General features: G+C 69.3%; 27 protein-coding genes. 11 read left to right on the plus strand and 16 right to left on the minus strand.

Annotation, left to right across the window (positions count from 1 at the left end):
- Positions 1 to 118 precede the first annotated feature (118 nt).
- Genes ACSQ1L_RS00910 through ACSQ1L_RS00920 form a run of 3 tightly spaced genes read right to left on the minus strand, consistent with a single transcriptional unit; the run spans position 119 to position 3098 of the window.
- The gene (locus ACSQ1L_RS00910) at positions 119 to 1186 is read right to left on the minus strand and encodes a homocysteine S-methyltransferase family protein (RefSeq protein ID WP_435991043.1); all 1068 of its coding nucleotides are present in this window, start codon (positions 1184 to 1186) and stop codon (positions 119 to 121) included.
- Positions 1183 to 2139 (minus strand): methylenetetrahydrofolate reductase [NAD(P)H], encoded by a 957-nt coding sequence (gene metF, locus ACSQ1L_RS00915; protein ID WP_435991045.1) that lies wholly within the window; start codon positions 2137 to 2139, stop codon positions 1183 to 1185. Before metF ends, ACSQ1L_RS00910 begins: the two co-directional genes overlap by 4 nt.
- The gene (locus ACSQ1L_RS00920) at positions 2136 to 3098 is read right to left on the minus strand and encodes an ArsR/SmtB family transcription factor (RefSeq protein WP_435991047.1); all 963 of its coding nucleotides are present in this window, start codon (positions 3096 to 3098) and stop codon (positions 2136 to 2138) included. Before ACSQ1L_RS00920 ends, metF begins: the two co-directional genes overlap by 4 nt.
- A gap of 111 nt (positions 3099 to 3209) precedes the next feature.
- Here ACSQ1L_RS00920 and ACSQ1L_RS00925 point away from each other — a divergent pair, with 111 nt between their 5' ends.
- On the plus strand, positions 3210 to 3686 hold the full coding sequence (locus ACSQ1L_RS00925) for an EF-hand domain-containing protein (RefSeq protein ID WP_435991049.1): 477 nt from the start codon (positions 3210 to 3212) through the stop codon (positions 3684 to 3686).
- Here the strand turns inward: ACSQ1L_RS00925 and ACSQ1L_RS00930 are convergent, their stop codons facing one another.
- The 3 genes from ACSQ1L_RS00930 to ettA form a co-directional block, all read right to left on the minus strand.
- Positions 3687 to 4514, minus strand: coding sequence for a DUF6065 family protein (locus ACSQ1L_RS00930; RefSeq protein WP_435992481.1), 828 nt, complete (start codon positions 4512 to 4514; stop codon positions 3687 to 3689).
- A gap of 92 nt (positions 4515 to 4606) precedes the next feature.
- A complete protein-coding gene (locus ACSQ1L_RS00935; RefSeq protein WP_435991051.1) occupies positions 4607 to 5539 on the minus strand; it encodes a 2-hydroxyacid dehydrogenase in 933 nt (310 codons plus the stop codon).
- 44 nt (positions 5540 to 5583) lie between these two features.
- Positions 5584 to 7251: an energy-dependent translational throttle protein EttA gene (ettA, locus tag ACSQ1L_RS00940; RefSeq protein ID WP_435991053.1), complete on the minus strand. Its 1668-nt coding sequence runs from the start codon at positions 7249 to 7251 to the stop codon at positions 5584 to 5586.
- 153 nt (positions 7252 to 7404) lie between these two features.
- Here ettA and ACSQ1L_RS00945 point away from each other — a divergent pair, with 153 nt between their 5' ends.
- Both ACSQ1L_RS00945 and ACSQ1L_RS00950 read left to right on the plus strand, forming a co-directional pair.
- Complete coding sequence (locus ACSQ1L_RS00945) at positions 7405 to 8025, plus strand: hypothetical protein (protein WP_435991055.1); 621 nt, start codon at positions 7405 to 7407, stop codon at positions 8023 to 8025.
- 94 nt (positions 8026 to 8119) lie between these two features.
- A complete protein-coding gene (locus tag ACSQ1L_RS00950; RefSeq protein ID WP_435991057.1) occupies positions 8120 to 8569 on the plus strand; it encodes a ferritin-like domain-containing protein in 450 nt (149 codons plus the stop codon).
- 114 nt (positions 8570 to 8683) lie between these two features.
- Here the strand turns inward: ACSQ1L_RS00950 and ACSQ1L_RS00955 are convergent, their stop codons facing one another.
- Complete coding sequence (locus tag ACSQ1L_RS00955; protein WP_435991059.1) at positions 8684 to 9295, minus strand: TIGR02466 family protein; 612 nt, start codon at positions 9293 to 9295, stop codon at positions 8684 to 8686.
- A 29-nt stretch (positions 9296 to 9324) separates the two neighbouring features.
- Complete coding sequence (locus ACSQ1L_RS00960; RefSeq protein ID WP_435991061.1) at positions 9325 to 10083, minus strand: tRNA1(Val) (adenine(37)-N6)-methyltransferase; 759 nt, start codon at positions 10081 to 10083, stop codon at positions 9325 to 9327.
- A 101-nt stretch (positions 10084 to 10184) separates the two neighbouring features.
- On the opposite strand from ACSQ1L_RS00960, the gene ACSQ1L_RS00965 reads away from it, so the two are divergent.
- Positions 10185 to 11213, plus strand: a complete 1029-nt coding sequence (locus ACSQ1L_RS00965) for a polyprenyl synthetase family protein (protein ID WP_435991063.1) — start codon at positions 10185 to 10187, stop codon at positions 11211 to 11213.
- Here the strand turns inward: ACSQ1L_RS00965 and ACSQ1L_RS00970 are convergent.
- From ACSQ1L_RS00970 to ACSQ1L_RS00995, 6 genes are all read right to left on the minus strand, one after another.
- Complete coding sequence (locus ACSQ1L_RS00970; RefSeq protein WP_435991070.1) at positions 11210 to 12415, minus strand: pyridoxal phosphate-dependent aminotransferase; 1206 nt, start codon at positions 12413 to 12415, stop codon at positions 11210 to 11212. The genes ACSQ1L_RS00965 and ACSQ1L_RS00970 overlap by 4 nt on opposite strands.
- Positions 12416 to 12497: 82 nt before the next feature.
- Positions 12498 to 12899, minus strand: coding sequence for a DUF1801 domain-containing protein (locus ACSQ1L_RS00975; RefSeq protein WP_435991072.1), 402 nt, complete (start codon positions 12897 to 12899; stop codon positions 12498 to 12500).
- Between the two features lie 25 nt (positions 12900 to 12924).
- Positions 12925 to 13353 carry a DUF1801 domain-containing protein gene (locus tag ACSQ1L_RS00980; protein WP_435991074.1) on the minus strand — a complete coding sequence of 143 codons (429 nt, stop codon included), beginning with the start codon at positions 13351 to 13353 and terminating at the stop codon, positions 12925 to 12927.
- Between the two features lie 5 nt (positions 13354 to 13358).
- On the minus strand, positions 13359 to 13571 hold the full coding sequence (locus ACSQ1L_RS00985; protein WP_435991076.1) for a hypothetical protein: 213 nt from the start codon (positions 13569 to 13571) through the stop codon (positions 13359 to 13361).
- An 11-nt stretch (positions 13572 to 13582) separates the two neighbouring features.
- Entirely contained in the window at positions 13583 to 14032 is a 450-nt protein-coding gene (locus ACSQ1L_RS00990; protein WP_435991078.1) for an SRPBCC family protein, read from the minus strand.
- Positions 14029 to 14352 carry an ArsR/SmtB family transcription factor gene (locus ACSQ1L_RS00995; protein ID WP_435991080.1) on the minus strand — a complete coding sequence of 108 codons (324 nt, stop codon included), beginning with the start codon at positions 14350 to 14352 and terminating at the stop codon, positions 14029 to 14031. The genes ACSQ1L_RS00990 and ACSQ1L_RS00995 overlap by 4 nt, the downstream gene beginning before the upstream one ends.
- 124 nt (positions 14353 to 14476) lie before the next feature.
- On the opposite strand from ACSQ1L_RS00995, the gene ACSQ1L_RS01000 reads away from it, so the two are divergent.
- The 7 genes from ACSQ1L_RS01000 to ACSQ1L_RS01030 all read left to right on the plus strand — a co-directional run bounded on the left by ACSQ1L_RS01000 (position 14477) and on the right by ACSQ1L_RS01030 (position 21915).
- Positions 14477 to 15196 (plus strand): TVP38/TMEM64 family protein, encoded by a 720-nt coding sequence (locus ACSQ1L_RS01000; protein WP_435991082.1) that lies wholly within the window; start codon positions 14477 to 14479, stop codon positions 15194 to 15196.
- Between the two features lie 251 nt (positions 15197 to 15447).
- The gene (locus ACSQ1L_RS01005) at positions 15448 to 16488 is read left to right on the plus strand and encodes a rod shape-determining protein (RefSeq protein ID WP_168048822.1); all 1041 of its coding nucleotides are present in this window, start codon (positions 15448 to 15450) and stop codon (positions 16486 to 16488) included.
- A gap of 149 nt (positions 16489 to 16637) precedes the next feature.
- Positions 16638 to 17651, plus strand: coding sequence for a rod shape-determining protein MreC (gene mreC / locus ACSQ1L_RS01010; RefSeq protein ID WP_435991083.1), 1014 nt, complete (start codon positions 16638 to 16640; stop codon positions 17649 to 17651).
- Entirely contained in the window at positions 17648 to 18166 is a 519-nt protein-coding gene (locus ACSQ1L_RS01015; protein ID WP_435991085.1) for a hypothetical protein, read from the plus strand. Before mreC ends, ACSQ1L_RS01015 begins: the two co-directional genes overlap by 4 nt.
- The gene (mrdA, locus tag ACSQ1L_RS01020; protein WP_435991087.1) at positions 18163 to 20244 is read left to right on the plus strand and encodes a penicillin-binding protein 2; all 2082 of its coding nucleotides are present in this window, start codon (positions 18163 to 18165) and stop codon (positions 20242 to 20244) included. The genes ACSQ1L_RS01015 and mrdA overlap by 4 nt, the downstream gene beginning before the upstream one ends.
- Positions 20241 to 21398, plus strand: a complete 1158-nt coding sequence (rodA, locus tag ACSQ1L_RS01025; protein ID WP_435991089.1) for a rod shape-determining protein RodA — start codon at positions 20241 to 20243, stop codon at positions 21396 to 21398. Before mrdA ends, rodA begins: the two co-directional genes overlap by 4 nt.
- Positions 21399 to 21426: 28 nt before the next feature.
- On the plus strand, positions 21427 to 21915 hold the full coding sequence (locus tag ACSQ1L_RS01030; protein ID WP_435991091.1) for a DUF6173 family protein: 489 nt from the start codon (positions 21427 to 21429) through the stop codon (positions 21913 to 21915).
- A gap of 32 nt (positions 21916 to 21947) precedes the next feature.
- On the opposite strand, the gene pip is transcribed toward ACSQ1L_RS01030, so the two are convergent.
- Positions 21948 to 22922, minus strand: coding sequence for a prolyl aminopeptidase (gene pip / locus ACSQ1L_RS01035; RefSeq protein WP_435991093.1), 975 nt, complete (start codon positions 22920 to 22922; stop codon positions 21948 to 21950).
- 23 nt (positions 22923 to 22945) lie between these two features.
- A complete protein-coding gene (locus ACSQ1L_RS01040; protein WP_435991094.1) occupies positions 22946 to 23317 on the minus strand; it encodes a DUF423 domain-containing protein in 372 nt (123 codons plus the stop codon).
- Between the last annotated feature and the right edge of the window lie 87 nt (positions 23318 to 23404).

The raw sequence follows: 23404 nt of genomic DNA on the forward strand, positions 1-23404 counted from the left end.
GTGGGAGGATGAGGGGTTACGGCGCCCGCCCGGAAAGAGCGTGGGCCCTCACCCTCCCACCGCTTCGCGGCGGGCCCCTCCCTCTCCCCTCGGGAGAGGGAAATCGTGCGCTGTCCCATCACGCCACCAGCTCGAACGGTTCGAGTCCCGACAACCGCATCGCCACCGGCCGTTCGGGAATCTCTCGCGTCGGCAGGCCCGCCACCTCATCCACCACATGCCGGATGTGCTCCGGTGTCGTTCCGCAGCAGCCGCCGACGATGTTGACCAGGCCGGAGGCCGCCCATTCCTCGATGAAATGCGCCGTCTCATGCGGCTGCTCGTCGTACTGGCCCATGGCGTTGGGCAGGCCGGCGTTCGGATAGGCGGCGACCAGGGTGTCGGCGACCCGGCTCAGCTCGGCGATGAACGGCCGCATCAGGTCGGCGCCGAGCGCGCAGTTGAAGCCGATCGCGAACGGTTTGGCGTGGCGCACGCTGTTCCAGAAGGCCTCGGCCGTCTGGCCCGACAGGGTTCGGCCCGAGCGGTCGGTGATGGTGCCGCTGATCCAGATCGGCAGGGGCTCCAGCCCTTCATCCTCAAGGTCCTTGATCGCCTTGATGCAAGCCTTGCAGTTCAGCGTGTCAGTGATGGTCTCGATCAGATAGAGGTCGACGCCGCCCTCGTTCAGCGCCCGGACCTCCTGCCTGTAGGCGTCGTAGACCTGGTCGAAGGTCACCAGCCGCGCGCCCGGATCGTTCACGTCCGAGGACATCGACAGCATCTTGTTCAGGGGCCCGATCGCGCCGGCCACGAAGCGCGGCCTGTCCGGCGTCTTCGCGGTCCAGCGGTCCGCCTCCGCCCGCGCCAGCCGCGCGCCCGCCAGGTTCAGGTCGAATACGTCGTCGGCCGACAGGCGGTAGTCCTCCTGGGCGATGGTCGTCGCCGAGAAGGTGTTGGTCTCGGTGATGTCGGCGCCGGCCGCGAAATATTGGTCGTGCAGGTCGCTGACGACGTCCGGGCGGGTCAGGCACAGGAGGTCGTTGTTGCCCTTCATCTGCACCGGATGACCGGAGAAGCGGTCGCCCCGGAACTCGGCTTCCGACAGGTCACGGCGCTGGATCATCACCCCCCAGCTGCCGTCGAGGACAAGGATGCGGTCCCGGGCGGCCGCGCGGAGGGCGGCGATGCGGTCCGGACGCGTCAATGGGCGACCCTCTGCTCGCGCACGCCCAGCACCCGGCAGATCGCATAGACCAGGTCGGCGCGGTTCAGGGTGTAGAAGTGGAAGTCGGCGAAGCCTTCCTCCTGCAACCGGGCGCAGGTTTCGGCGGCCACGGAGGCGGCGATCAACTTGCGCGTCTCGGGGTCGTCGTCCAGCCCGTCGAAATGCGCCGCCAGCCAGTCCGGCACGGTCGCGCCGCAGCCGGCCGACATCCGCTTCAGCCCGGCGAAATTGCTCACCGGCATGACCCCGGGGATGATCGGAATCGTGACGCCCGCGGCCCGCACGCGGTCCCGGAACCTCAGGAACACATCGATGTCGAAGAAGAACTGGCTGATGGCCCGGGTCGCTCCAGCGTCGACCTTGGCCTTCAGCACGTCGATGTCGTGGGCGAGGGAAGGGCTTTCGGGGTGGCCCTCGGGATAGCAGCCCACACTGATCTCGAAACCGCCCCGACGCGCCACGGCGGCGGTCAGCTCGGTGGCGTTGGCGTAGCCGTCGGCGCGCGGCGCATAGACCCCGCCGAGGCTCGGGTTCGCGGCCGGCGGATCGCCGCGCAGGGCCACGATGTGACGGACCCCGGCGGCGCGATAGCCGTCGATGACGGCGTCGATCTCCGTCCGGCTGGCCTCGACGCAGGTCAGGTGGGCCGCGGGCGTCAGGGCGGTTTCAGCGAGGATGCGCTGCACCGTGCGGTGGGTGCGTTCCCGCGTCGAGCCGCCGGCGCCGTAGGTCACCGAGACGAAATCCGGGTCCAGGGGCGCCAGCCGGGTGACGGCCTTCCACAGATTGGCCTCGGCTTCATCGCTCCTGGGAGGGAAGAATTCGAACGACACGCGCGGCCGCGACGAGTCGCGCCCGGCCCGCGCCACCGGCCCCAGCGGGGACAGCAGCAGGGCGCGGGCCTCGGCGAGACTGAGGGCCGGGGCGGTCACGCGACCTGCGCCTTGGCCTCGGCCGCGCGCTCGGCGGTCCAGATGACCACGGTCAGGCCGTCGGTGTCCGGGGGCAGGGCGATCGGCGCCGACGGGACCAGCCCGGCCTCGCCCAGCCAGCGGCGCATCTCTTCGTCGGCGAATCCCAGACGGCGGTGCTGGTGTTCCTCGCGCAGGTGCTCCAGCGTATGCGGGGCGAAATCGACGATCAGCAGCCGTCCGCCCGGCATGACCAGTCGCGCCGCCTCCGCCACCGCCACGGCCGGATCGGCGAGGTAGTGCAGCACCTGATGCACCAGCACCAGATCCGCGCTGCCCTCCGGGAGCCGGGTCGAGAAGATGTCGCCGTGGCGCAGCTCGACCTTGTCGAGACCCGCCTTCGTCACATTGGCGCGGGCGATGTTGAGCATGTTGTGGCTCAGGTCGAGGCCGAGCGACATCCTCGCCTTCTTGCCCAGCAGGGTCAGCATCCGGCCGGACCCGGTGCCCAGATCGACGACCCGTTCGAAGGGCCCGTCGCCCGCCGCCTTCTGGATGGCGGCCTCGACCGCCGTTTCGCAGACGTAGAGCGATCGGATGCGGTCCCACTGCGGGGCGATGCGCTCGAAATAGGCGCCGGCGGCGATCTCGCGATCGCGCCGCACTTCTTCGAGCCGCCGGTCGTCCGTCTCGCCGGCCGAGGCGTCCAGCCCGTCGAGGACGGTGTCGATCAGCAGCCGCGCCGGGGCCTCCGACGTCAGGCGATAGAACACCCGCGCCCCGTCCGGGAAGCGCTCGATCAGCCCGGCGTCGGTCATCAGCTTGAGGTGCCGGGACACGCGCGGCTGGCTCTGGTCGAGGATGCGCGACAACTCCATCACCGACAGCTCCTCGCCGGCCAGCAGGGACAGAATCCGCAGGCGGGTGGGCTCACCCGCGGCGCGAAGGGCTTCTACGGTCTGGTCGGCAGTCAGTGACATGAGGTCATATAAAGATATCCTTATATGGTTATGCAAGCGGAATCCGCTGGTCACCGGCGGGGATCGGGCACACTCTGCCGGGATCGAGCAAGTCTTCCGGGGACCCGTCAGATGATCCTCCATGCCCTCGCGGCCTCCATCGGCGCCCTGTGCCTTCTGTCCGCTCCCGCCGTGGCGCAGACGCCGCCGGGCCCCGCCTCCGGCCCCGGAGCCCGCATGGGCCCGCCGCGCACCATGGCCGACATCCCGGCCTGGACCGACGGGCTGTTCGGCCACCTCGACGTCAATCAGGACGCCGCCATCACCGGCGACGAACTGGCCGCCCTGAGCAGCGGCCCGGCCGCGGCCATGGGCGGGGGACGTCTGCGCCGGATGATCGCCCAGTCCGACTCCAGCAACGACGGCCGCATCTCGCGTGAGGAACTGACGGCCGGGACGGAGCGGATGTTCACCCGCATGGACGCCGACGGAGACGGGACCCTGTCGGAGGCCGAACTGCCCCGGCCGCCGGCGCCCCCGCGGCCGCCGTCGATCCCGATGCCGGCGCCCGAACCCATGCCGATGCCGGAGATGCCCGGAGGCGACTGATCAGTCCTTGTCCGGAGTCCTCGGGGTCGCGGCGCCCACGGCCGACCAGCCCCTGAAGTCGACCTTGGCCGGAATCGTGGGCGTGGGCGGCGCGTCGGGCAGGGCGGCCAGCCGCCGCTTGTTGACGTGGGCCTCGGGCCTGGGCTCGGCCTGGTCCGGATACTCGCCCCGGAAGTAGTAGCGCTGCCAGGCCTGTTTGATCGCCTCCGGATCGCCGGCGGCCATGCTGTTGTTGAACAGCGTCCGGGTCTCCTTCCACGTCTCGTACTGCCGGGCCAGATCGGCGTCGTCGTCCATCGACGCCCGGACCGGCTCGAAGGCCTCGATGCGACGGTGCTCGACCGGCTGGATGAAGCAGAAGGGCTCGTCCTTCTCGAACCGCACCTTGCCCGGCGCGGTGAAAGCCCAGTTCATCGTGAACGGGTAGGGCAGCCAGTCGGTCTCGACCAGGCCCTCCAGCGGAGCCAGCCCGTGCTTGAACCGGTTGGGGGCGCCGGACGCCCGCAGCGCCCAGCCCGGCGGCGTCCGGAACAGCCACCCCGTGTGGAAGGTGATGATGCCATGGGTGAAGTGCGAGGCGGCGAAATGCTCGAAGAAGGTGGCGTCGGCGTCAGGTTTGAACTGGATGGCCTCCGCGCCGAGGCCGCCGTCCCATTCCGCCTCAAAGCCGAACGGACACAGGATTTCCCATCCGGTCGTATTGGCCATGCTCAGGGGCAGGCAGCGATACGGGTGGCGGGCCGTGAAGGCGTCCATCCAGTCGCGGTCGGGCCGGCCGGGAACCAGCGGCGGCGGGGACGGGCGGGTGGGAAAGCATTCGAGGCGCAGGGCGGGAGCGGCTTCGGACAAGGCGGACTCGCAACTTGAGGACGAGCCCGACTATGCCATGCCGCACCGGCCGCGCCAGTGTCCGAATCTGATCAGTCTTCGGGGACCGGGGTCTTTAGCGGCTCGCCCGCGAACGCCGCCTGAAGGTTCTGCATCAGCAGCATCAGCATGCCCTGAACCGCCTCGGTCGTCGCCCCGCCGGTGTGCGGCGTCAGCAGCGTGTTGGGGACGTCGGCCCAGCGGCTCGCGTCGGTCGGTTCCTCCTCGAACACGTCCAGCGCCGCCTGGCCCAGCCGCCCGTCCTTCAGCGCCGCGATGAGGGCGGCTTCGTCGACCAGCTGGCCCCGCGCCACGTTGACCAGCAGGCCGGCGGGCCCCAGCGCCTCGATGACCTCGCGCGAGACCAGGCCGATATTGCCGTCGTCCGCCTTGCAGGCCACCACCAGTATGTCGCTGTCCCGCGCCAGTTCCAGCAACGAGGCCGCGCGCGGCCAGGCGGCGGGCTTGTCGCGCGGCCCCCACCACCGGACCGTCATCCGCAGGGCCTCGGCCCGGCGGGCCACGGCCTCGCCGATGTTCCCCAGCCCGACCACGCCCAGACGCTGTCCGTTCAACGACGGGGTGATCATCTTGGAATCGACCGTCCAGTCCCCGGCCCGCAGGGCCCGGTCGCCGGCGGCGATCTGGCGGCGGGCGGCGAGGATCAGGCCAAGGGCGTGGTCGGCGACGTCCTCGTGATTGACCCCCGGGGCGTGCGTCACGGCCAGCCCCCGGGCCCGGCACCATTCGACGTCGATGCGGTCATAGCCCGAGGTGAAGCAGGCGATCAGCTGAAGGTTGGGCAGGCTCTCGATCAGATGCTTGTCCAGCGGGAACTCGCCCGCCACCACCAGCGCCCGGATGTCGTGCTCCGCTTCCAGCGGCGGCCCCTCCCAGAAGCGATAGACGTCGTAGGCGCTCTCGAGGAACGCCGTCAGCGGCGCCAGGTGGCGCTGCATGATCAACAGGGCGGGGCGTTGGGGCATGGCCCGATTAGACCAGCCCCGACCGCCGTCGCCAAGCGTCCGTCCTAGCGCCCGAACTTCTGGAACTTGATCCGGTGGGGGATCAGGCTTTCGACGCCCAGACGACGCTTCTTGTCCTCCTCGTACGCCTCGAAGTTGCCCTCGAACCACTCCACGTGGCTGTCGCCCTCGAAGGCGAGGATGTGGGTGGCCAGACGGTCGAGGAACCAGCGGTCGTGGGAGATGACCACGGCGCAGCCGGCGAAGCCTTCCAAGGCTTCCTCGAGGTTCTGCAGCGTCTCGATGTCGAGGTCGTTGGTCGGTTCGTCGAGCAGGATCAGGTTGCCGCCCGTGGCCAGGGTCTTGGCCAGGTGCACGCGGTTGCGCTCGCCGCCCGACAGCTGCCCGACCTTCTTCTGCTGGTCGCCGCCCTTGAAGTTGAAGCTGCCGACATAGGCGCGGGTGTTGATCTCGCGCTTGCCGACCATCATCACGTCGGTGCCGCCCGAGATGGCCTGCCAGATGGTCTCGTCCGGCTTCAGGTCGTCGCGGCTCTGGTCGACATAGGCCAGCTTGACCGTCTCGCCGACGCGGATCGAGCCGGCGTCCGGCTGCTCCTGGCCGGTGATCAGGCGGAACAGGGTCGACTTGCCGGCGCCGTTGGGGCCGATGACGCCGACGATGCCGTTCGGCGGCAGCTTGAAGGTCAGGTCCTTGAACAGCAGCTTGTCGCCATAGGACTTCTCCAGGCCCTCGGCTTCCAGCACCACATTGCCGAGGCGCGGGCCCGGCGGGATCTGGATGACGGCGTGGGTCTGGGCCCCGCGCATGCTTTCCTGCTCGTCGACCATCCGCTCATAGGCGGCCAGACGGGCCTTGGACTTGGCTTGCCGGGCCTTGGCGCCCGAGCGGACCCATTCCAGTTCGCGGGTCAGGGCGCGCTGGCGGGCTTCGGATTCCGACTGCTCCTGCACGACGCGCTTGGTCTTGGCTTCCAGCCAGCTGGAATAGTTGCCCTCGTGCGGGTGGCCCTTGCCGCGGTCCAGCTCCAGCGTCCACTTGGTGACGAGGTCGAGGAAGTAGCGGTCGTGGGTCACGAGGATGACGCAGCCGGGGAAGTTCTCGAGGTGGTGCTGGAGCCAGGCCACCGACTCGGCGTCGAGGTGGTTGGTCGGTTCGTCGAGCAGCAGCATGTCCGGCTTGGACAGCAGCAGCCGGGCCAGCGCCACGCGGCGCTTCTCACCGCCCGAGAGGTTGGTCACCTCCCAGTCGTCCGGCGGGCAGCGCAGGGCGTCCATGGCCATCTCGATGCGGCTGTCGATGTCCCAGACGTCGCCGGCGTCGATCTTCTCCTGGAGGGCGGTCATCTCCTCCATAAGCTCGTCGGAATAGTTCTCGGCCATTTCCATGGCGATGGCGTTGAAGCGGGTGACCCACTGCTTCTCCTCGCACCAGGCCTCGACGTTCTCGCGCACGTTCAGGGCCGGATCGAGCTGCGGCTCCTGCTCCAGATAGCCGCGCTTGACGCCCTCGGCGGCCTTGGCCTCGCCGGTGAATTCGCTGTCCAGGCCGGCCATGATCTTCAGCAGGGTGGATTTACCCGAGCCGTTGACCCCGACCACGCCGATCTTGGCGTCGTTGTAGAAGCTCAGCCAGATGTTCTCGAAGATCTTCTTGCCGCCGGGAAAGGTCTTGGTCAGACCCTGCATCTGGAAAATGTATTGCTGCGCCATGAGGTGCGGTGCGCCCTGTCGTCCGGAAATGGGGGGAGGTTGGCGCGGGATGTAGCGACCGCGCGCCGTCAGGGCAAATGTCTAGCGACAGCGCGCGGCGGTTTGAAGGCGGCCCGGGCATGATACAGTGCCGCGTCACGCGGAGGCGTCACCATGGATCTCCGGGAAGTGCGCGGAATATCGGCCGTTTGCGCGGGCCTGCTGTGCGGGCTCACGCCGCACCCGGCGTCGGCGCAGACACCCGCGGCGCCAAACGCCTTCCGCGTCGATCTGGTGGCTGAGCGTCATGTCGCCGTCCTGCCCGCCGGCCCGCTTCATTGGCGCGTGGAGACGGCCCCGACGGAGGCGGCGGTCGGGCCGGCCGATCCCGACCTGTCCCTGACCGGCGAGGCGGACGGCCGGGTGTGGCGCTTTACCCTCGGCCCGCCAGGGGAACGCACGCCGGGCATGCGGCTTGAGGCCGAGATCGGACCCGTGCCTGTCCCGGAGGCGTCGGCATGGGTGTTGCGGCTCAACCGCGCCGGCGGCTCGCCCCGCGCCCAGACTCCGGTGCACAGGCATCCGGGTTCGGAAGCATTCTTCGTCCGGTCGGGTCGCCTGTGCCAGAAAACCATGCATGGCGACGCGGAGGCCGCGGCCGGTCAGGCCATGAACGGCCACGATCCGGGCGCGGTCATGCAGCTGACCAGCTGCGGCGCGAGCGACCTCGACCAGTGGGTGATGTTCGTGCTGGACGCGTCGGAGCCGTTCTCCTCGCCCGCCAGTTTCGACTGACACGGCGCGCGAACACGGAATACCCACGTCCCGCCGGGAACGTCCGGGCGTTCGAAACGGTTTGTCGGCTTTCCCCCCGCCAAAGGAGAGTGCCGTGCAAAACCAGGATCACGCCGTCAAGGTCCTCAACAGCCTCATCGAAACCACGCTCGACAGCGCCAACGGCTACCGCGACGCGGCGGAAGGCGCGGAGAGCCCGCCGATCCGCTCCCTGCTGTCGCACAAGGCCTCGACCCGCGAGGAGCTTTCTCGCCGTCTCCAGTCCGAGGTCCGCAGCTTCGGCGCCGAACCGGAAACCGACCAGTCCGCCATGGGCAAGGCCCACAACATCTTCACCGAGCTGAAAGGCAAGGTGATGGGTCGCGACGACGAAAGCGTGCTCGCCGAGGTCGATCGGGGCGAGAGCTTCATCGAGGAGAAGTTCGAGAGCGCCTCGCGGGACCCCGACCTGCCCGACCACGTTCGCCGTCTGATCGAATCCGAATGCGCCGCGATCCGCACGGATCACGAGGAGATGAAGCGGATGAAGTCCGGGATACACTGAGGCGGAGAGGGAGGCGGGGGCGCGGACGCCCCCGCCGTGCTCAGGCGTTGGCCCCGCCATCGACGAGGATTGCCATGCCGGTGACATAGCTGGCTTGGGACGGTTTCGCCGGCCTCAGGCGTAGTTGAAGCTGATCGAGATCCGCTCGCTCTTCGCGGCGTTCGGCGGCACTTCGTGGCGCAGCCAGCTTTCCCACATCAGCACCGTTCCGGCCTGCGGAGCGAGGTAGACGAAGGGCCGTTCGGTCTCCGGCGCGTCGGCATGGACGGCCGGGCGAGCCATCATCATCGGCAAGCGCGGATCCTCCAGCTTCAGGGCCGAGGCGCCGTCCGGGACCTCGACGTAGACCGTGCCGCTCAGGAAGGCGTGCGGATGGATGTGGCCGCTGTGGCCGCCGCCCGGCTTGAGGATGTTGACCCACAGGCTGTCCAGCCGCGGCTTGCGCGCCAGGTCGAAGTTCAGCGCCTTCGCATAGAGCAGGGCGTGCCGGTCCAGATGCCGCTTCAGCTCGGCGAACTCGGGCATCCGGTGCGGCAGGTCGGCCAGCGAGCCGTAGGAGGTGTAGCCGCGATAGCCGTGCTCGCGGCACCAGGCGCGCCCGGCCTGATCCTCCGCCGCCAGCATGCGGCAGGCGTCGGCGAGGGCGGTGTTGAAGGCGGCAAAGCCCGGCGCGGCCGCCAGCGACGCTTCATAGACCTGGGTGACGAACAGCGGGCGCAGGGACATGGCGGCTCTCTAGCGCAAGGGGCGGGGGATCAGAAGGGCAGGGCCGCTTCCCCGCGCAGGATGGCCTCGGCCTCGGCCGTGTGCTTGCCGCCTGACCGGTCGTGCAACACCAGCGGCGATAGCAGCCGCAGCGGCGCCTTGCCGGTCTTGATCGCCTGGACCAGCACCCGCTTGGCGGGCTCGTCCGCATAGGGATGCACCGGCCTCACCGAGAAGGACCCGGCTTTCACGCCCAGCAGGGCCAGCAGGTCGGCCAGCCGGTCGGCGCGGTGGACGACCACGATCCGCCCGCCCTCGCGCACCGCCTTGAGCAGGAACCGCGTCCAGGCCGCCAGCCCGTCATCGGCCATCCACGCCGCGTGTTTGCCCGCCGCCGGGGCCCGCAGCGCGCCCGGATCGTCGAAGAAGGGCGGATTGCTGATCGCCCGGTCGAACGGCTCCAGCCCCAGCGCCCGGAAGCCGGCCGCGACGTCGGCGGCGACGATCTCGGCCTCAACCCCGTTCAGCGCCGCATTCTCCCGGGCCAGGGCCGCCATGGCCGAATCCCGCTCGACGCCGGTCAGGCGCACGCCAGGCGTCCGGGCCACCACCTGCATCAAGACCGCCCCCGCGCCGCAGCCCGCCTCGATCACCCGCTCGCCCGGTCCCGCGCCCGCCGCGGCCGCCAGCAAGGCTGCGTCCATGCCGGCGCGATAGCCCCGGGCCGGCTGACGCAGCCGGACGCGCCCGCCCAGCAGGGCGTCCTCGACGATGTCTCCGCCCTGCGGAACGTACGGTGCGACCGTCACGTGGCTTGACCCTTCATGGCCCGATCACCATTGTGCGCCGCGTCGTCGCCCTGCAAGCGGCGAGCGGATTTTCAGGCGCGATCCTCCCGCGCGCCGTGCCCATGAGCTCTACGTTGGACGCAGTCACCGTCGCCCAATCCCGTCCCAAGGGAGACGTAGAACCGCTGGTGCGGCTGGCGCAGCGCGACATGGTCAGGGTCGACGCCCTCATCATCGAACGGATGCAGTCGCAGGTGCCGGTGATTCCGCTGCTGGCCGAGCACCTCGTCTCCGCGGGCGGCAAGCGTCTGCGTCCGCTGCTGACCGTGGCCGCGGCGCGCGCGTCCGGCCCGGCCGACGACATCGAGGCCTCGCGCAAACTGGCCGCGGCGGTCGAGTTCATCCACACCGCCACCCTGCTGCACGACGACGTCGTTGACGGTTCCAACCTGCGCCGCGGCAAGACCGCCGCCCACCTGATCTGGGGCGCGCCGTCCAGCGTGCTGGTCGGCGACTTCCTGTTCGCCCGCGCCTTCGAGCTGATGGTCGAGACCGGCCAGATGCGGGCCCTCGGCATCCTCGCCACCGCCTCCAGCGTCATCGCCGAGGGCGAGGTGCTGCAACTGACCCGCGCCCACGACCTGAACCTCGACCAGGACACCTATCTGCGCATCATCTCGGCCAAGACGGCCGAACTGTTCGCCGCCGCCGCCGAGGCCGGCGCGGTCGGGGCCGGAGCGGGCGAGGCGGCGGTGCAGGCCTTGCGCGCCTACGGCCTCAACCTCGGCATCGCCTTCCAGCTGGCCGACGACGCGCTCGACTACGGCGGAGCCTCCGCGACCCTGGGCAAGAACGCCGGCGACGACTTCCACGAAGGCAAGGTGACCATGCCCCTGCTACTCGCCGCCGCCCGCACGCGCGGCCGCGAGGACGCCTTCTGGGAACGCACCATCAACAAGGGCGAGCGCACCGACGACGATTTCCGCCGCGCCCGCGAACTGATCGTCGGCACGGGCGCGATCGGCTCGACCCTCGACACCGCCTGGGACTACGCCGCCGCCGCCCAGGAGGCGCTGAAGCCGCTCCCGGCGAGCGACTGGCGCTCGGCGCTGGAACAGCTGGCCGACTTCGCCGTCAGCCGCGCTGCCTAGCGCAACGAGGCGCTGAAGCGCTGGATGCGCCGGCAGGCTTCCTCCAGCGCGCTCTCGGATGTCGCGTAGCTGATGCGGAAATACGGGCTCAATCCGAAGGCCGAGCCCTGCACCACCGCCACGCCCTCGGCGTCCAGCAGTTCGGCGGCGAACGTATCGTCGCCGTCGATCACGACGCCGCCTTCGGTCCGCTTGCCGATCAGCCCCTCGATCGACGGATAGACGTAGAAGGCGCCTTCCGGCGTGGCGCAGCGGATGCCGGCCGCCTGATTGAGCATCGACACGACCAGGTCGCGGCGGGCCTCGAAATGCTTCGCCCGCTCGGCGATGAAGTCCTGCGGTCCGTTCAGCGCCTCGACCGCCGCCCACTGGCTGATCGACGAGGGGTTCGACGTCGTCTGCCCCGCCATCTTGCGCATCAGGTCGATCAGCGGCTTGGGCCCCGCGCCGTAGCCGATGCGCCAGCCGGTCATGGCGTAGGCCTTCGACACCCCGTTCACCGTCAGCGTCCGCTCGTACAGGTCCGGCGCCACCTCGGCGATGGTGCGGTAGTCGAAGTCGCCGTAGATCAGGTGTTCGTACATGTCGTCGGTCAGCACCCAGACCTGCGGGTGGCGGCGCAGCACGGCGGCCAGCGCCTCCAGCTCCGCCCCTGTATAGGCGGCCCCGGTCGGGTTCGACGGCGAGTTGAGGATCAGCCACTTCGTCCGCGGCGTGATCGCGGCCTCCAGCGCCTCGGGCCTCAGCTTGAACCCGTCGGCCTCGTGCCCGACCACCGTCACCGGCTCGCCGCCGGCCAGCAGCACCATGTCGGGATACGACACCCAGTAGGGTGCGGGCACGATCACCTCGTCGCCGGCCGACAGCGTCGCCACCAGGGCGTTGTAGATCACCGTCTTGCCGCCCGGCGCGACATGGACCTGGCTGGTATCGTAGTTGAGGCCGTTCTCGCGCTTGAACTTGGCGGCCACGGCCGCCTTCAGCTCGGGGATGCCGTCGACGTCGGTGTATTTGGTCTCGCCCCGGCGGATCGCCGCGATCGCCGCTTCCTTGATGTTGTCGGGCGTGTCGAAGTCCGGCTCGCCGGCGCCCAGGCCGATGACGTCACGCCCCTCGCGCTTCAACTCCCGCGCCCGGGCGGTCACCGCCAGGGTGGCCGACGGCTTGACGCGGGCGAGGGCGGCGGACTGCAGGCTGGACATGGCGACTCCCGGGAACGGCGGCGCAATCCTTACGCAGTTGCGAAAGGACGATCAAATGCCGCGAGAGCGCGGGCGCCGCGCTTCAGACGCCTTTCGACGTGTTCAGGGCCACGGCGGCGCGGATCAGCGCCTTCAACGCCTCTTCGTCGATGGTGTCGCCCTGATGGAAGTCGATGGCGCGACGGGTGTTTCCGTCCAGGCTCGAGTTGAACAGGCCGGACGGATCCGCCAGCGAGGCGCCCTTGGCGAAGGTCATCTTCACGGCCGTCTTGTAGGTCTCACCCGTGGTGAGGATGCCGGCGTGCTCCCACACCGGAACGCGGCCCCACTTCACCGTCTCGATCACCTCCGGGTCCGCCTGATGGATGATCTTGCGGATCCGGGCCAGGGTTTCGCCGCGCCAGTCCCCGAGGGCCGCGATCTTCGCGTCGATCCGTTGCGACGCGGAGGCGTTGTCGGCGGCGTCGCTGGTCATCCTGGTCATGGCTGTCGTTCCTCGCGTCGACCGTTCACATGCGTTCTCCGGGCAACTGGCTGGCCTGTCTGATCCAGTCGGCCAGCTGGGCCTCGTCGAACGGGTCGTCCTTGTGGATGTGGAAATAACGCACGTCCTTCTGCTTCGACCCGACCGGGGGCAGAGGATCCAGCGCCGCGCCGCGGAAGAAGGCCACCTTCAGATAGCGATCGAAGGCGTGGAAGCTGGCGAACCAGGCCCCTTCCTCGACGCCATACAGCGGCGTGTTCCACTTGACCGCCTTCTTCACACCCGGAACCGTGCGCTCGATCAGGGCGTCGAGGCGGCGCCCGACGTCGCCCTTCCAGCCCGGCGCGGCCGCGATCCAGGCCTGCACCGGGGCGTCGCCATAACCCTTGGCGATCTGGGGATTGCCGCCGGAGAGCAGGGGCGGCTGTGCCGCCTCTTTCGGTTTCTGGGCCATGGCCTTCACTCCGATCCGCGCCCGCGCCACCGGACGGCGTAGGGCAGGGCGAACATGTACAGGCCGGTGAGCGCAAGCAAGGCGAGTGGCGCCAGCGGCAGGAAATAGACCCATTCGAGAGGCTGTTTCCCGAGGCCCAGGGCGATGAAGATGGCGGCGACCACCGCGACGAAGACGATCGACGTCCAGCGGTGCAGCGACCGGATCCAGGCGTTCATGGAACCTCCTCTCAGGACGGCCGGGCGGGATCGTTGTCCCGCGCCAGCAACTGCTCCAGGTTTTCCAGGAACTGCCGCCAGCCGGCATGGGCGCCGCCGAAGGCCTGCTTCTGGTCGGGGCGGAAGCCCGCCTGTTCCACGCGCAGGCGAGTGCCCGCGCCCGACGGGGTCAGGGTGAAGGTCACGACGCTCTTCAGCGCATAGGCCGGATCGTCGTGCGCGAAATCCCAAGTGTAGGACAGGGTCCGGTTCGGCTCGACGGCCAGGACCTCGCAATCCAGCACGCCGCCCCATTCGCCCCTGAGCTTGAAGCCGTGGCCGACGACCGGCTTGAAGTCGTTCTTCATCAGCCATTCCTCCATCAGCTGCGGCTGCGTCAGCGCACGCCACAGCTTCTCCGGCGGAAACGGGATCTCCCGCTCGACCACGACGGAGCGGGTTTCGGTTGTGGCGTCGGTCATTGGTCCATCCTTTTGAGCAGGTCTTCGAGGTGGTCGAGCCGGGTTTCCCAGAATCCGGCCATCTCGCTGGTCCAGTCGATCAGCGGGGCGAGGGCGCCCAGTTGCGCGCTGTAGTGGGTCTGGCGACCGGCCGGGCGATCGCGCACCAGCCCGGCCTGCTTCAGAACACCGAGGTGCTTGGAAACGGCGGGTTGCGAGACCCCGGCGCGAGCCGTCAGGGCCCCGACCGTCTGCTCTCCCTCGCGGCACAGTCGCTCAAAGATGGCCCGCCGGGTCGGATCGGCGAGCGTTCGGAAAAGCATGTCGGGGGCGGTGGGCATGGGATTCGATAACCCGTTGGCTATGAGTTGACCTATAACCGTGCGGATATGCATGAGTCAAACGCGGCCGCGGCGGGCTCCCGCGACCCTCGCCGCCGCCCGCGCCGGATGCTAATCGGCGTCCATGCGTCGCCTTCTCGACTTCATCCTCAACATGGAAGGCCGCCGCTGGCGGACCTTGCTGGCGACGGCGCTGCTGCTCGGCGCCACCGTCGGCCTGCTGGCCATCGGCAAGAGCCAGCTGGGTCTGGCGGCGGAGGAGAATCTCGAAGCCTGGCTCCAGGGTTACGCCGGCAGCCCCTGGGCTTTCGCCGCGACGGTCGTGCTGTTCATCCTCGCCGCCTTCATCGGCGCGCCGCAGTTCATCCTGATCGCCGCCTGCGTGGTCGCCTTCGGGCCGTGGATGGGCTTCCTCTACAGCTGGGTGGCGACCATCGCCTCGGCCGGGGTGACCTACTGGCTGGGGCGCGGCCCGACGGCGCGGATGCTCGACCGTTACGGCGGGCGCACCCTGCGAAGGCTCCGGGGCTTCATCGGCAAGAACGCCTTCTACGCCAGCTTCATGATCCGCAACGTGCCCTCGGCGCCGTTCATCGTCGTCAACATGGCCTTCGGCGCGACCCGCGCGGCCTTTCCCGCCTACCTGCTGGGCTGCGGGCTGGGCGTGCTGCCCAAGACCGCTCTGGTGGCCTTCTTCGGCGGGGCGGTGGTGTCGGCGGTCAGCGGCGACGGGGTGTGGACCTCGTTGATCCTCGCCGGCGTCGCCGTGGTCTGGCTGGGCCTGATGCTGGGCGTCCGCGAACTGGTCAAGCGGCGCGAACGCGCGGCCGGCGCGCCGGACTAGCGGGAAGGCCGACAGCAAGCTTGGCTGACGGGAACGTGAACGGCCAAGCCGGGGATACCGGGGGCGGGCGCGCCGGACGCGTCGCATGGGACTTGTAATCCCCTCCGCACAAGGGCAAACGGGCCTTCGGTCGGTCAGGCGATAACGATCAGGAGGCGGTGTGCAGGGGATGCGCGCCGCCGGGGCGTCGCCGAAGCGGATCGAGACAGCGAACGCCCTTTCCAGGCCCGAACGAACGGTATCCCGAAACCATGTTCAACAGTATTTTCGGCGCGATCTCCAACGACATCGCCATCGACCTCGGCACCGCCAACACCCTGATCTACATGAAGGGCAAGGGCATTGTGCTGAACGAGCCGTCCGTCGTCGCGCTCAGAAACGTCGGGGGACGCAAGATCGTCCACGCCGTGGGCATAGAGGCCAAGCAGATGCTGGGCCGGACCCCGGGCCACATGGAAGCCATCCGCCCGATGCGCGACGGCGTCATCGCCGACTTCGAAGTCGCGGAAGAGATGATCAAGCACTTCATCCGCAAGGTGCATAACCGCAAGGGCTTCGTGAACCCCAAGGTCATCGTCTGCGTGCCGTCGGGCGCCACCGCCGTCGAGCGCCGCGCCATCAACGATTCCTGCCTGAACGCCTCGGCCCGCCGCGTCGGCCTGATCGACGAGCCGATGGCGGCCGCGATCGGCGCCGGCTTGCCGATCCACGAGCCGACCGGCTCCATGGTCGTCGACATCGGCGGCGGCACCACCGAGGTGGCCGTCCTGTCGCTGTCGGGCATCGTCTATTCGCGCTCGGTCCGCGTCGGCGGCGACAAGATGGACGAGGCGATCATCTCCTATATGCGCCGCAACCATAACCTGCTGATCGGCGAGACCACCGCCGAGCGCATCAAGAAGGATATCGGCACCGCCCGCATCCCCGCCGACGGCGAGGGTCTGTCGATCGACGTCAAGGGCCGCGACCTGATGCAGGGCGTGCCCCGGGAGGTCCGCATCTCCGAGCGCCAGGCCGCCGAGGCCCTGGCCGAGCCGGTCACTCAGATCGTCGAGGCCGTGAAGGTCGCGCTGGAAGCCACCCCGCCGGAACTGGCGGCCGACATCGCCGACAAGGGCATCATGCTGACAGGCGGCGGTGCGCTGCTGCGCGGCCTGGACGCCGAGATCCGCGACCACACCGGCCTGCCGGTGTCGGTGGCCGACGATCCGCTGTCCTGCGTGGCCATCGGCTGCGGCCGCGTGCTCGAGCATCCGCGCTGGATGAAGGGCGTCCTCGACTCGGCCCTCTGACGCGGGGTTTGCGGCTCAGGTCGAACGACCGCCTCAAATCCCTGTCATTACGGGCCGTTCGCCGGTTCCCAACCGGGCCGGATTTTGCGATAGGCTGACATGTCAGCGGGGGGCGTCCCGTTGATTCCCTCATTTCAGGAAGGCGCGCCGTGGCGTTTCGCGACGGACCGTTCGAAAATATCAGGGTGCCGCTGGTCTGGACCGCGGCGGTCGCCGTCGTGGTCGCCGCCGTCGGCTGCGTGCTGCTGCTGATCAGCGACGCCCGGGCCCAGAACTCCCCCTACCAGCCGGTGCGCGCCGGCGTCGAAAGCGTGTCCGGCCCGGTGGGCGGCGTGTTCGCGGCCCCGGTCCGCTGGTTCGGCCACGCCTCCGACTATGTCGGCGGCTATTTCTTCGCCGTCTCCGAGAACCGCCGGCTCAAGCGTGAACTGGCCGAACTGCAGCCGTGGCGCGACCAGGCCATCGCCCTGAAGAACGTCAACGCCCGCTACGAGGCGATGCTCGGCATCCGGCCCGAGCCGCCGGTCGAGATGCGCACCGCCCGCTCCATCTCCGACACCCGCGGTCCCTTCTCCAAGGCCCGCCTGCTCGACGTCGGCGCGGCCAAGGGCGTCAAGGTCGGCAATCCGGTGATCAACGAGCACGGCCTGGTCGGCCGGGTGGTCGGAACCTCGAACAACGTCAGCCGCATGCTGCTGCTGACCGACGTCGCCAGCCGCACCCCCGTGCTGGTCGACCGCACCGACGCCCGCGCCCTGCTGACCGGCGACGGCTCGGGCAATCCGCGGCTCGAGTTCGTGCGCGGGGTCGGCTCGGTCCAGGTCGGCGACCGCATCCTGTCCTCCGGCGACGGCGGCGGCTACCCGCGCGGCGTGCCGATCGGCGTCGCCGCCAAGGGCATCGACGGTTCGTGGCGGGTCAAGCTGTTCAGCGACCGCGGGGCCATCGACTATGTCCGCATCATGCTGTTCGAGGACTTCGGCCAGCTCATCGGCGCCGACGATCTGAACGCCCCGCCGCTGACCGCGCTCGACACCCTGGCCGAGGCGACGCCTGCCCAGACCACCGCCATCGCCGACTCCGCCGCCCGCCGCACCGCCGCGCGCGAGGCCGCCGCCCCGACCACGCCGTCGGCCCGGCCCACGCCGGGAGGGACCGAATGAGACGCCCCGTCGCGGTCCGCGTCGTCGGGCCGATGCAGTGGATCGTCTATCCGGCCCTGATCGCCGTCGCGGCCACCATCGTCCTCCAGACTCCCGTCGAGCTGTTCGGCCTGCACCTGCCCGAGCCAGTCATCCCCATGGTGCTGGCCTTCGCCTGGCCGCTGATCCGGCCCTCGGTCCTGGCGCCGGCGGTGCTCGTCGTTCTCGGGCTGATGCTCGACATCCTGACCTGGGGTCCGCTCGGCCTCTGGGGCCTGACCTTCCTGGCCATCTACAGCGTCGTCCTGGCGTCGCGCAGCTTCCTGGCGGGGCAGGACACGGCGGTGCTGTTCGTCTGGTACGCCGCCTGCTGCGCCCTGGCCTTCCTGCTGGCCTATGTGGTCATGCTGTTCATCGCCCCGACCCCGGCCAGCCTGATCTCGGTCTTCCTCCAGATCCTGCCGACCCTGCTGCTGTTCCCGTTCGCGCACCGGCTGATCGAACGGTTCGAGGACGGCGACGTGAGGTTCCGATGAGCTCGGAACCCCACATCTTCTTCGCCGACACCAACGAGCGGCAGGGCTCCTTCCTGCGCCGCACCTTCGTGATGGGCGCGCTGACCACCCTCGGCGGCGTCGCCCTGACCGGCCGGCTGGCCCAGCTGCAGGTCTTCCAGGCGGGCGAATACGCCACCCTGGCCACCAACAACCAGTTCAACTTCCGCCTCGTGCCGCCGCCTCGCGGCCGCATCCTCGACCGCAACGGCGTGGTCATCGCCGGCAACCGCCCCAGTTTCCGCGTGCTGGTCGTCCGCGACGAGACCAAGGACCTGGACCAGACCCTCGACCTGCTCGGCCGCCTGCTGCCCGACACCCTCGACCGCCGCCGCTCGATCATCCGCGAGGTCAACGCCGCCCCGCGCTTCAGCCCCGTTCCCGTCAAGAGCGACCTGAGCTGGGAGGAGTTCGCCCGCGTCAACCTCTACGCCAACGAGCTGCCCGGCGTGATGGCCGACATGAACGAGGCCCGCTACTACCCGTTCGGCGGCTCGTTCGCCCACGTCATCGGCTATGTCGCCAAGCCCAACGACCGCGACATCAAGGCCATCCAGGACCGCGGCGAGAAGGTTCCGGAGATCCTCTACAACCCCGGCTTCCGCATCGGCCGGCAGGGGGTCGAGAAGGCCTTCGACACCGATCTGCGGGGTGAGGCCGGCGGCAATCGCGTGGAGGTCGACGCCCGCGGCCGCGTCGTGGCCGAGGACATCGGCGGGTCCAGGCCCGCCGTTCCGGGCAAGGACATTGTGCTGACCCTCGACGCCGACGTGCAGAACCGCGCGCTCGAGGTCTATGGCGAAGAGTCCGGCGGCTGCGTGGTCATGGATGTCCGCAACGGCGACATCCTGTGCATGGTCTCGGCCCCGTCGTTCGACCCCAACCTGTTCGTCGGCGGCGTGCCGTCCAGCGTCTACAACGCCCTGCGCGATTACGAGCGCCTGCCGCTGCTGGACAAGGCGATCTACGGCACCTTCCCGCCGGGCTCGACCTTCAAGATGACCTCCGCGCTGGCGTTCCTCAACGCCGGGATCGACCCGACCGAGCGGGTGGTCTGCACCGGCGGCTATCGCTACGGCGCCCGCACTTTCCGCTGCTGGCGGGCCGGCGGCCACGGCGCGATGGACATGCACAACGCCATCAAGAACTCCTGCGACACCTATTTCTATCACCTGTGCAACCGGGCGGGCGTGGACCGGATCGCCCAAGCGGCAAAGGCCCTGGGCTTCGGCCAGGTGTACGAGATCGGCATCGCCGGCCAGTCCGACGGCACGGTTCCCTCGACCAAATGGAAGCGCGATTACACAGAGGCGACCAGCTGGGACGACGACGGCACCTGGTATCCGGGTGAGACCTTGTCGGTGGCGATCGGGCAGGGGGCGCTCGAGGTGAACGCCCTGCAGCTGGCGGTGATGGCCTCCCGCCTCGCCAATGGCCGAAAGGCCGTCCAGCCGCGCCTGGTCAAGTCGGTCGGCGGCGAGGAACGGGAGGCGGCGGCCGCCTTCCCCGACCTGCCGTTCAGCAAGGAACATCTGGACATCGTCCGCGGCGGCATGGCGGCCGTGGCCAACGACGTCACCGGCACCGCCTATCGCGCGTCCCAGCTCGGCCTCGGCGATATCCAGATGGCCGGCAAAACCGGCACCGCCCAGTCGCGCGACTACAAGCCTGGCGAGTCTCGAGGCCCCCGCAACGCCCAATGGACCCGGCGCGACCATGCCCTGTTCGTCGCGTTCGCGCCGCATGACGCGCCGCGCTACGCCATCGCCCTGATCATTCAGCACGCCCCGGCCGGCGGCGCCGCCGACGCCGCGCCCAAGGCCCGCGAGATCATGAAGACCGTGCTGCTCAAGGATCCCGACATGCGCGCCCGCATCGAGCGTCCGTTGCCGCCCGAGCCCGTGGCGCCCGCCGGCGTCGACGAGGGCGAGGGCGGGACGGGGCCCGGCGGCGAGGTTACCGGCCCCGCCGCGGCGGAAGTCGCGCCGCCGCCGGTCACGCGGCCGGCGCCCACCGCCACCTCGGGCCCGCGCCCCTATCTGTCGGAGCCGCGCCGATGACCGCTTCCGCCCTGACCCGCCCCGGCGAACGCGACCGGCTCTCGACCAAGATCGCCGAGCTGGACTGGCGTCTCGTCGGCCTGCTGTGCCTGATCGCCAGCGTCGGCGGGGCCATGCTCTATTCGATCGCCGGCGGTCGCTGGCAGCCCTGGGCCGCGGACCAGATGATCCGGTTCGGCGTCATGCTGATCGCCATGCTGGGCCTCGCCATGGTTCACCCCAAATGGTGGTTCCGCGGCGCGTATCCGCTCTACGGCCTGCTGCTCGTCCTCGTGCTGATGATCGAGTTCACGCCGCTGGGCTATACGGCCGGGGGCGCGCGGAACTGGCTCAACCTTGGCTTCATGCGCATCCAGCCGGCCGAGTTCATGAAGCTGGGCCTCGTTCTGGCTCTGGCGCGCTGGTACCACAACCATTCGGCCCAGGATGCCCGCTGGTCGTGGAAACTGCTGATCCCGGCGGGAATGATCGGCCTGCCGTTCCTGCTGGTGGCCAAGCAGCCCGACCTGGGCTCGGCCATGGTCATCGGGCTGACGGGCGGCGTGATGATGTTCGTGGCAGGCCTCAGCTGGCGGGTCATCGCCGCCGGGGCCGCCGCCGCCGTCGCCGTCATCCCGCCATTCGTGATGTTCGGCATGCACGAATACCAGCGCAACCGCGTGCTCACCTTCCTGAGTCCCGAATCCGATCCCGCGGGCACGGGCTACAACATCATCCAGTCCAAGATCGCCCTCGGCTCCGGCGGGCTCCTGGGCAAGGGATACGGCCTGGGCAGCCAGAGCCAGCTCGAATTCCTGCCCGAACGACATACCGACTTCATCTTCTCGACCTTGGCTGAGGAGTTCGGCTTCGTCGGCTCGTTCACCGTTCTGGCCTGCTACGTCGCCGTCATCCTGATCGCGCTGCGCATCGCTTCGCTGGCGCACAGCCATTTCGGCCGCATCGCCGCGGCGGGGATGACGGCCTTCTTCGCCCTGTTCGTGCTGATCAACGGCGCGATGGTCATGGGGCTGGCGCCGGTCGTCGGCGTGCCGATGCCGCTGCTGTCCTACGGCGGATCGTCGATGATGACGGTGATGATCGGCTTCGGCCTGGTGCTGGCCACGCGCGTCCACCGCTACGCCGAACTGCCGAAGGGCCACGGACTGTTCTGATCGGGGGCTGAGGCGTTAGGCTGGGGCCATGACCCAAGCCAAAGCCGATTCCGCCGCCCCCAAAGCCGACGCGCCCGTGGTTGCGCCGCCCTCGATGTTCTCCGACTGCGGCGACGCCCCGTGTCCTGAGCCGGTCCTTCCCGCCGCCTCGCCCGAACAGACCGCCGCCCTGATGGACGGCGTGCGCATGCGCGAGAACCCGGCCGAATGGGCCTTTGTCCGCCTGTCCAAACTGATCGAGGACTTCGAGAAGGGCCTCGACAAGGACGAGGAGGTGGGCGCCCGCATCGTCGGCCTGCCCGGCGACGGGACCATGTCGATCGACGACGTCGGCTTCTGGGGGCCGGATTTCATCCTGTTCCTCGGCAAGAACGCCGACGGTCGGCCGGTACGCCTGATCCAGCACTACGCGCAGATCAACGTCTTCCTCGATATCCGCAAGAAGCCCGAGGAACGCCCGGCCCGCCGCATCGGCTTCCAGCTCTCCGAAATGGTCCAGAAGACCAACCCGAAGTGAGGACTGAGGCCCAAGCGCCTACTGCCTGACCCCTACAGCGAAGCGGCCCAGTCCGTCGCCCGCAGCAGGCTGTCGATGATGCCCGGCTCGGTCGAGGCGTGGCCGGCGTCCTTGACGATGTCCAGCTTCGCCTCGGGCCAGGCCCGGTGCAGCGCCCAGGCCCCCGACATCGGCGTCACCACATCGAACCGTCCCTGGGCGATCCAGCACGGGATATGGCGGATACGCCCGATGTTCTTCAGCAGCCAGCCTTCCTCGGGGAAGAAGCCGCCGTTGGTGAAATACCAGTTCTCGATCCGCGCGAAGGCCACCGCGAACTCGGGCTCCGCGAACTTGTCGGGCCTGGCGTCCGGCCCCTGCACGCTGACCGTCTCGCCCTCCCAGCTCGACCAGGCGATGGCGCAGCGCTCCCTCTCCGCCCGGTCGTCGCCGATCAGCCGCTTGTAATAGGCTCCCATCAGGTCGTGGCGCTCGTCCTCCGGAATCGGCTCGACGAACCGGTCCCAGGCGTCCGGAAACAGGTTCGAGGCCCCGTCCTGGTAGAACCATTGAAGCTCGGGCCGGGTCAGCAGGAAGATGCCGCGCAGCACCAGCGCCGCCGCCCGCTCGGGATGGGTGATCGCATAGGCCATCGACAGCGTCGAACCCCAGCTGCCGCCGAACACCACCCATTTGTCGATGCCCAGCAGCTCGCGCAGCCGCTCGATGTCCTCGATCAGGGTCCAGGTCGTGTTGTCCTCCAGCGAGGCGTTCGGCCGGCTGTTGCCGCAGCCGCGCTGGTCGAACAGTACGATCCGGTATTTCGACGGATCGAAATAGCGCCGCATGCCCGGATTGACCGCCCCGCCGGGGCCGCCGTGCAGCACCACGACCGGGAGGCCCTGCGGGTTGCCGCACTCCTCGTAGTAGATTTCGTGCACGCCGGCCGTCGGCATGAAGCCGGTGGCGTAGGGTTCGATCTCGGGAAACAGGTCGCGGCGGGGCGTTTCGGGCACGGGGAAGGCCATACGGTACTCGGTCTCGTTTCGTGTCAGACGGGGGTGGTTTGTGTCCGCAATGCGGCAAAGCCGATCAAAAGCCAAGCCGCGATCATCAGCAGCCCGCCGACCGGAGCGACCGCGCCCATGACCGGCAGGCTCAGCAGCGCGACGGCCGAAAGGGCGAGGGCGAAGACCAGGCCGCCCCCGGCGGCCAGCCAGCCGGCGAGGATGATCGTCCGGCTCCGGACGGGCCAGACGGCGCAGACGAGGGCGAGCACCGCATGCGCCAGTTCGTAGTGTGCGCCCGTGGTCAGCAACGGCTTGACCTGCGGTCCCGCGCCATGCGCAGCGAAGGCGCCCACCGCCACGGCGAGCGCGCCGTTCAGCGCGGCGAACACCGCCAGACTGCGAGACACTGTCATGAGTGAACGGTAGCCGACAGAATCCCGCGCGTCTGCTATTCGCCCGCCATGACCGCCGCCCAGCGCCTGGCTTTGCAGTATGTGTTG

The organism is Brevundimonas sp. LjRoot202, from assembly GCF_964253355.1.
In the GTDB taxonomy this organism is placed as follows: domain Bacteria; phylum Pseudomonadota; class Alphaproteobacteria; order Caulobacterales; family Caulobacteraceae; genus Brevundimonas.

Bases quoted from the DNA above. Each gene is read 5' to 3' on its own strand.
- ACSQ1L_RS00920 (WP_435991047.1), bottom strand. From the start codon at position 3,098: ATGTCACTGACTGCCGACCAGACCGTAGAAGCCCTTCGCGCCGCGGGT.
- ACSQ1L_RS00925 (WP_435991049.1), top strand. From the start codon at position 3,210: ATGATCCTCCATGCCCTCGCGGCCTCCATCGGCGCCCTGTGCCTTCTG.
- ACSQ1L_RS00935 (WP_435991051.1), bottom strand. From the start codon at position 5,539: ATGCCCCAACGCCCCGCCCTGTTGATCATGCAGCGCCACCTGGCGCCG.
- ettA (WP_435991053.1), bottom strand. From the start codon at position 7,251: ATGGCGCAGCAATACATTTTCCAGATGCAGGGTCTGACCAAGACCTTT.
- ACSQ1L_RS00945 (WP_435991055.1), top strand. From the start codon at position 7,405: ATGGATCTCCGGGAAGTGCGCGGAATATCGGCCGTTTGCGCGGGCCTG.
- ACSQ1L_RS00955 (WP_435991059.1), bottom strand. From the start codon at position 9,295: ATGTCCCTGCGCCCGCTGTTCGTCACCCAGGTCTATGAAGCGTCGCTG.
- ACSQ1L_RS00965 (WP_435991063.1), top strand. From the start codon at position 10,185: ATGAGCTCTACGTTGGACGCAGTCACCGTCGCCCAATCCCGTCCCAAG.
- ACSQ1L_RS00970 (WP_435991070.1), bottom strand. From the start codon at position 12,415: ATGTCCAGCCTGCAGTCCGCCGCCCTCGCCCGCGTCAAGCCGTCGGCC.
- ACSQ1L_RS00975 (WP_435991072.1), bottom strand. From the start codon at position 12,899: ATGACCAGGATGACCAGCGACGCCGCCGACAACGCCTCCGCGTCGCAA.
- ACSQ1L_RS00980 (WP_435991074.1), bottom strand. From the start codon at position 13,353: ATGGCCCAGAAACCGAAAGAGGCGGCACAGCCGCCCCTGCTCTCCGGC.
- ACSQ1L_RS00985 (WP_435991076.1), bottom strand. From the start codon at position 13,571: ATGAACGCCTGGATCCGGTCGCTGCACCGCTGGACGTCGATCGTCTTC.
- ACSQ1L_RS00990 (WP_435991078.1), bottom strand. From the start codon at position 14,032: ATGACCGACGCCACAACCGAAACCCGCTCCGTCGTGGTCGAGCGGGAG.
- ACSQ1L_RS00995 (WP_435991080.1), bottom strand. From the start codon at position 14,352: ATGCCCACCGCCCCCGACATGCTTTTCCGAACGCTCGCCGATCCGACC.
- ACSQ1L_RS01000 (WP_435991082.1), top strand. From the start codon at position 14,477: ATGCGTCGCCTTCTCGACTTCATCCTCAACATGGAAGGCCGCCGCTGG.
- ACSQ1L_RS01005 (WP_168048822.1), top strand. From the start codon at position 15,448: ATGTTCAACAGTATTTTCGGCGCGATCTCCAACGACATCGCCATCGAC.
- ACSQ1L_RS01015 (WP_435991085.1), top strand. From the start codon at position 17,648: ATGAGACGCCCCGTCGCGGTCCGCGTCGTCGGGCCGATGCAGTGGATC.
- mrdA (WP_435991087.1), top strand. From the start codon at position 18,163: ATGAGCTCGGAACCCCACATCTTCTTCGCCGACACCAACGAGCGGCAG.
- rodA (WP_435991089.1), top strand. From the start codon at position 20,241: ATGACCGCTTCCGCCCTGACCCGCCCCGGCGAACGCGACCGGCTCTCG.
- ACSQ1L_RS01030 (WP_435991091.1), top strand. From the start codon at position 21,427: ATGACCCAAGCCAAAGCCGATTCCGCCGCCCCCAAAGCCGACGCGCCC.
- pip (WP_435991093.1), bottom strand. From the start codon at position 22,922: ATGGCCTTCCCCGTGCCCGAAACGCCCCGCCGCGACCTGTTTCCCGAG.
- ACSQ1L_RS01040 (WP_435991094.1), bottom strand. From the start codon at position 23,317: ATGACAGTGTCTCGCAGTCTGGCGGTGTTCGCCGCGCTGAACGGCGCG.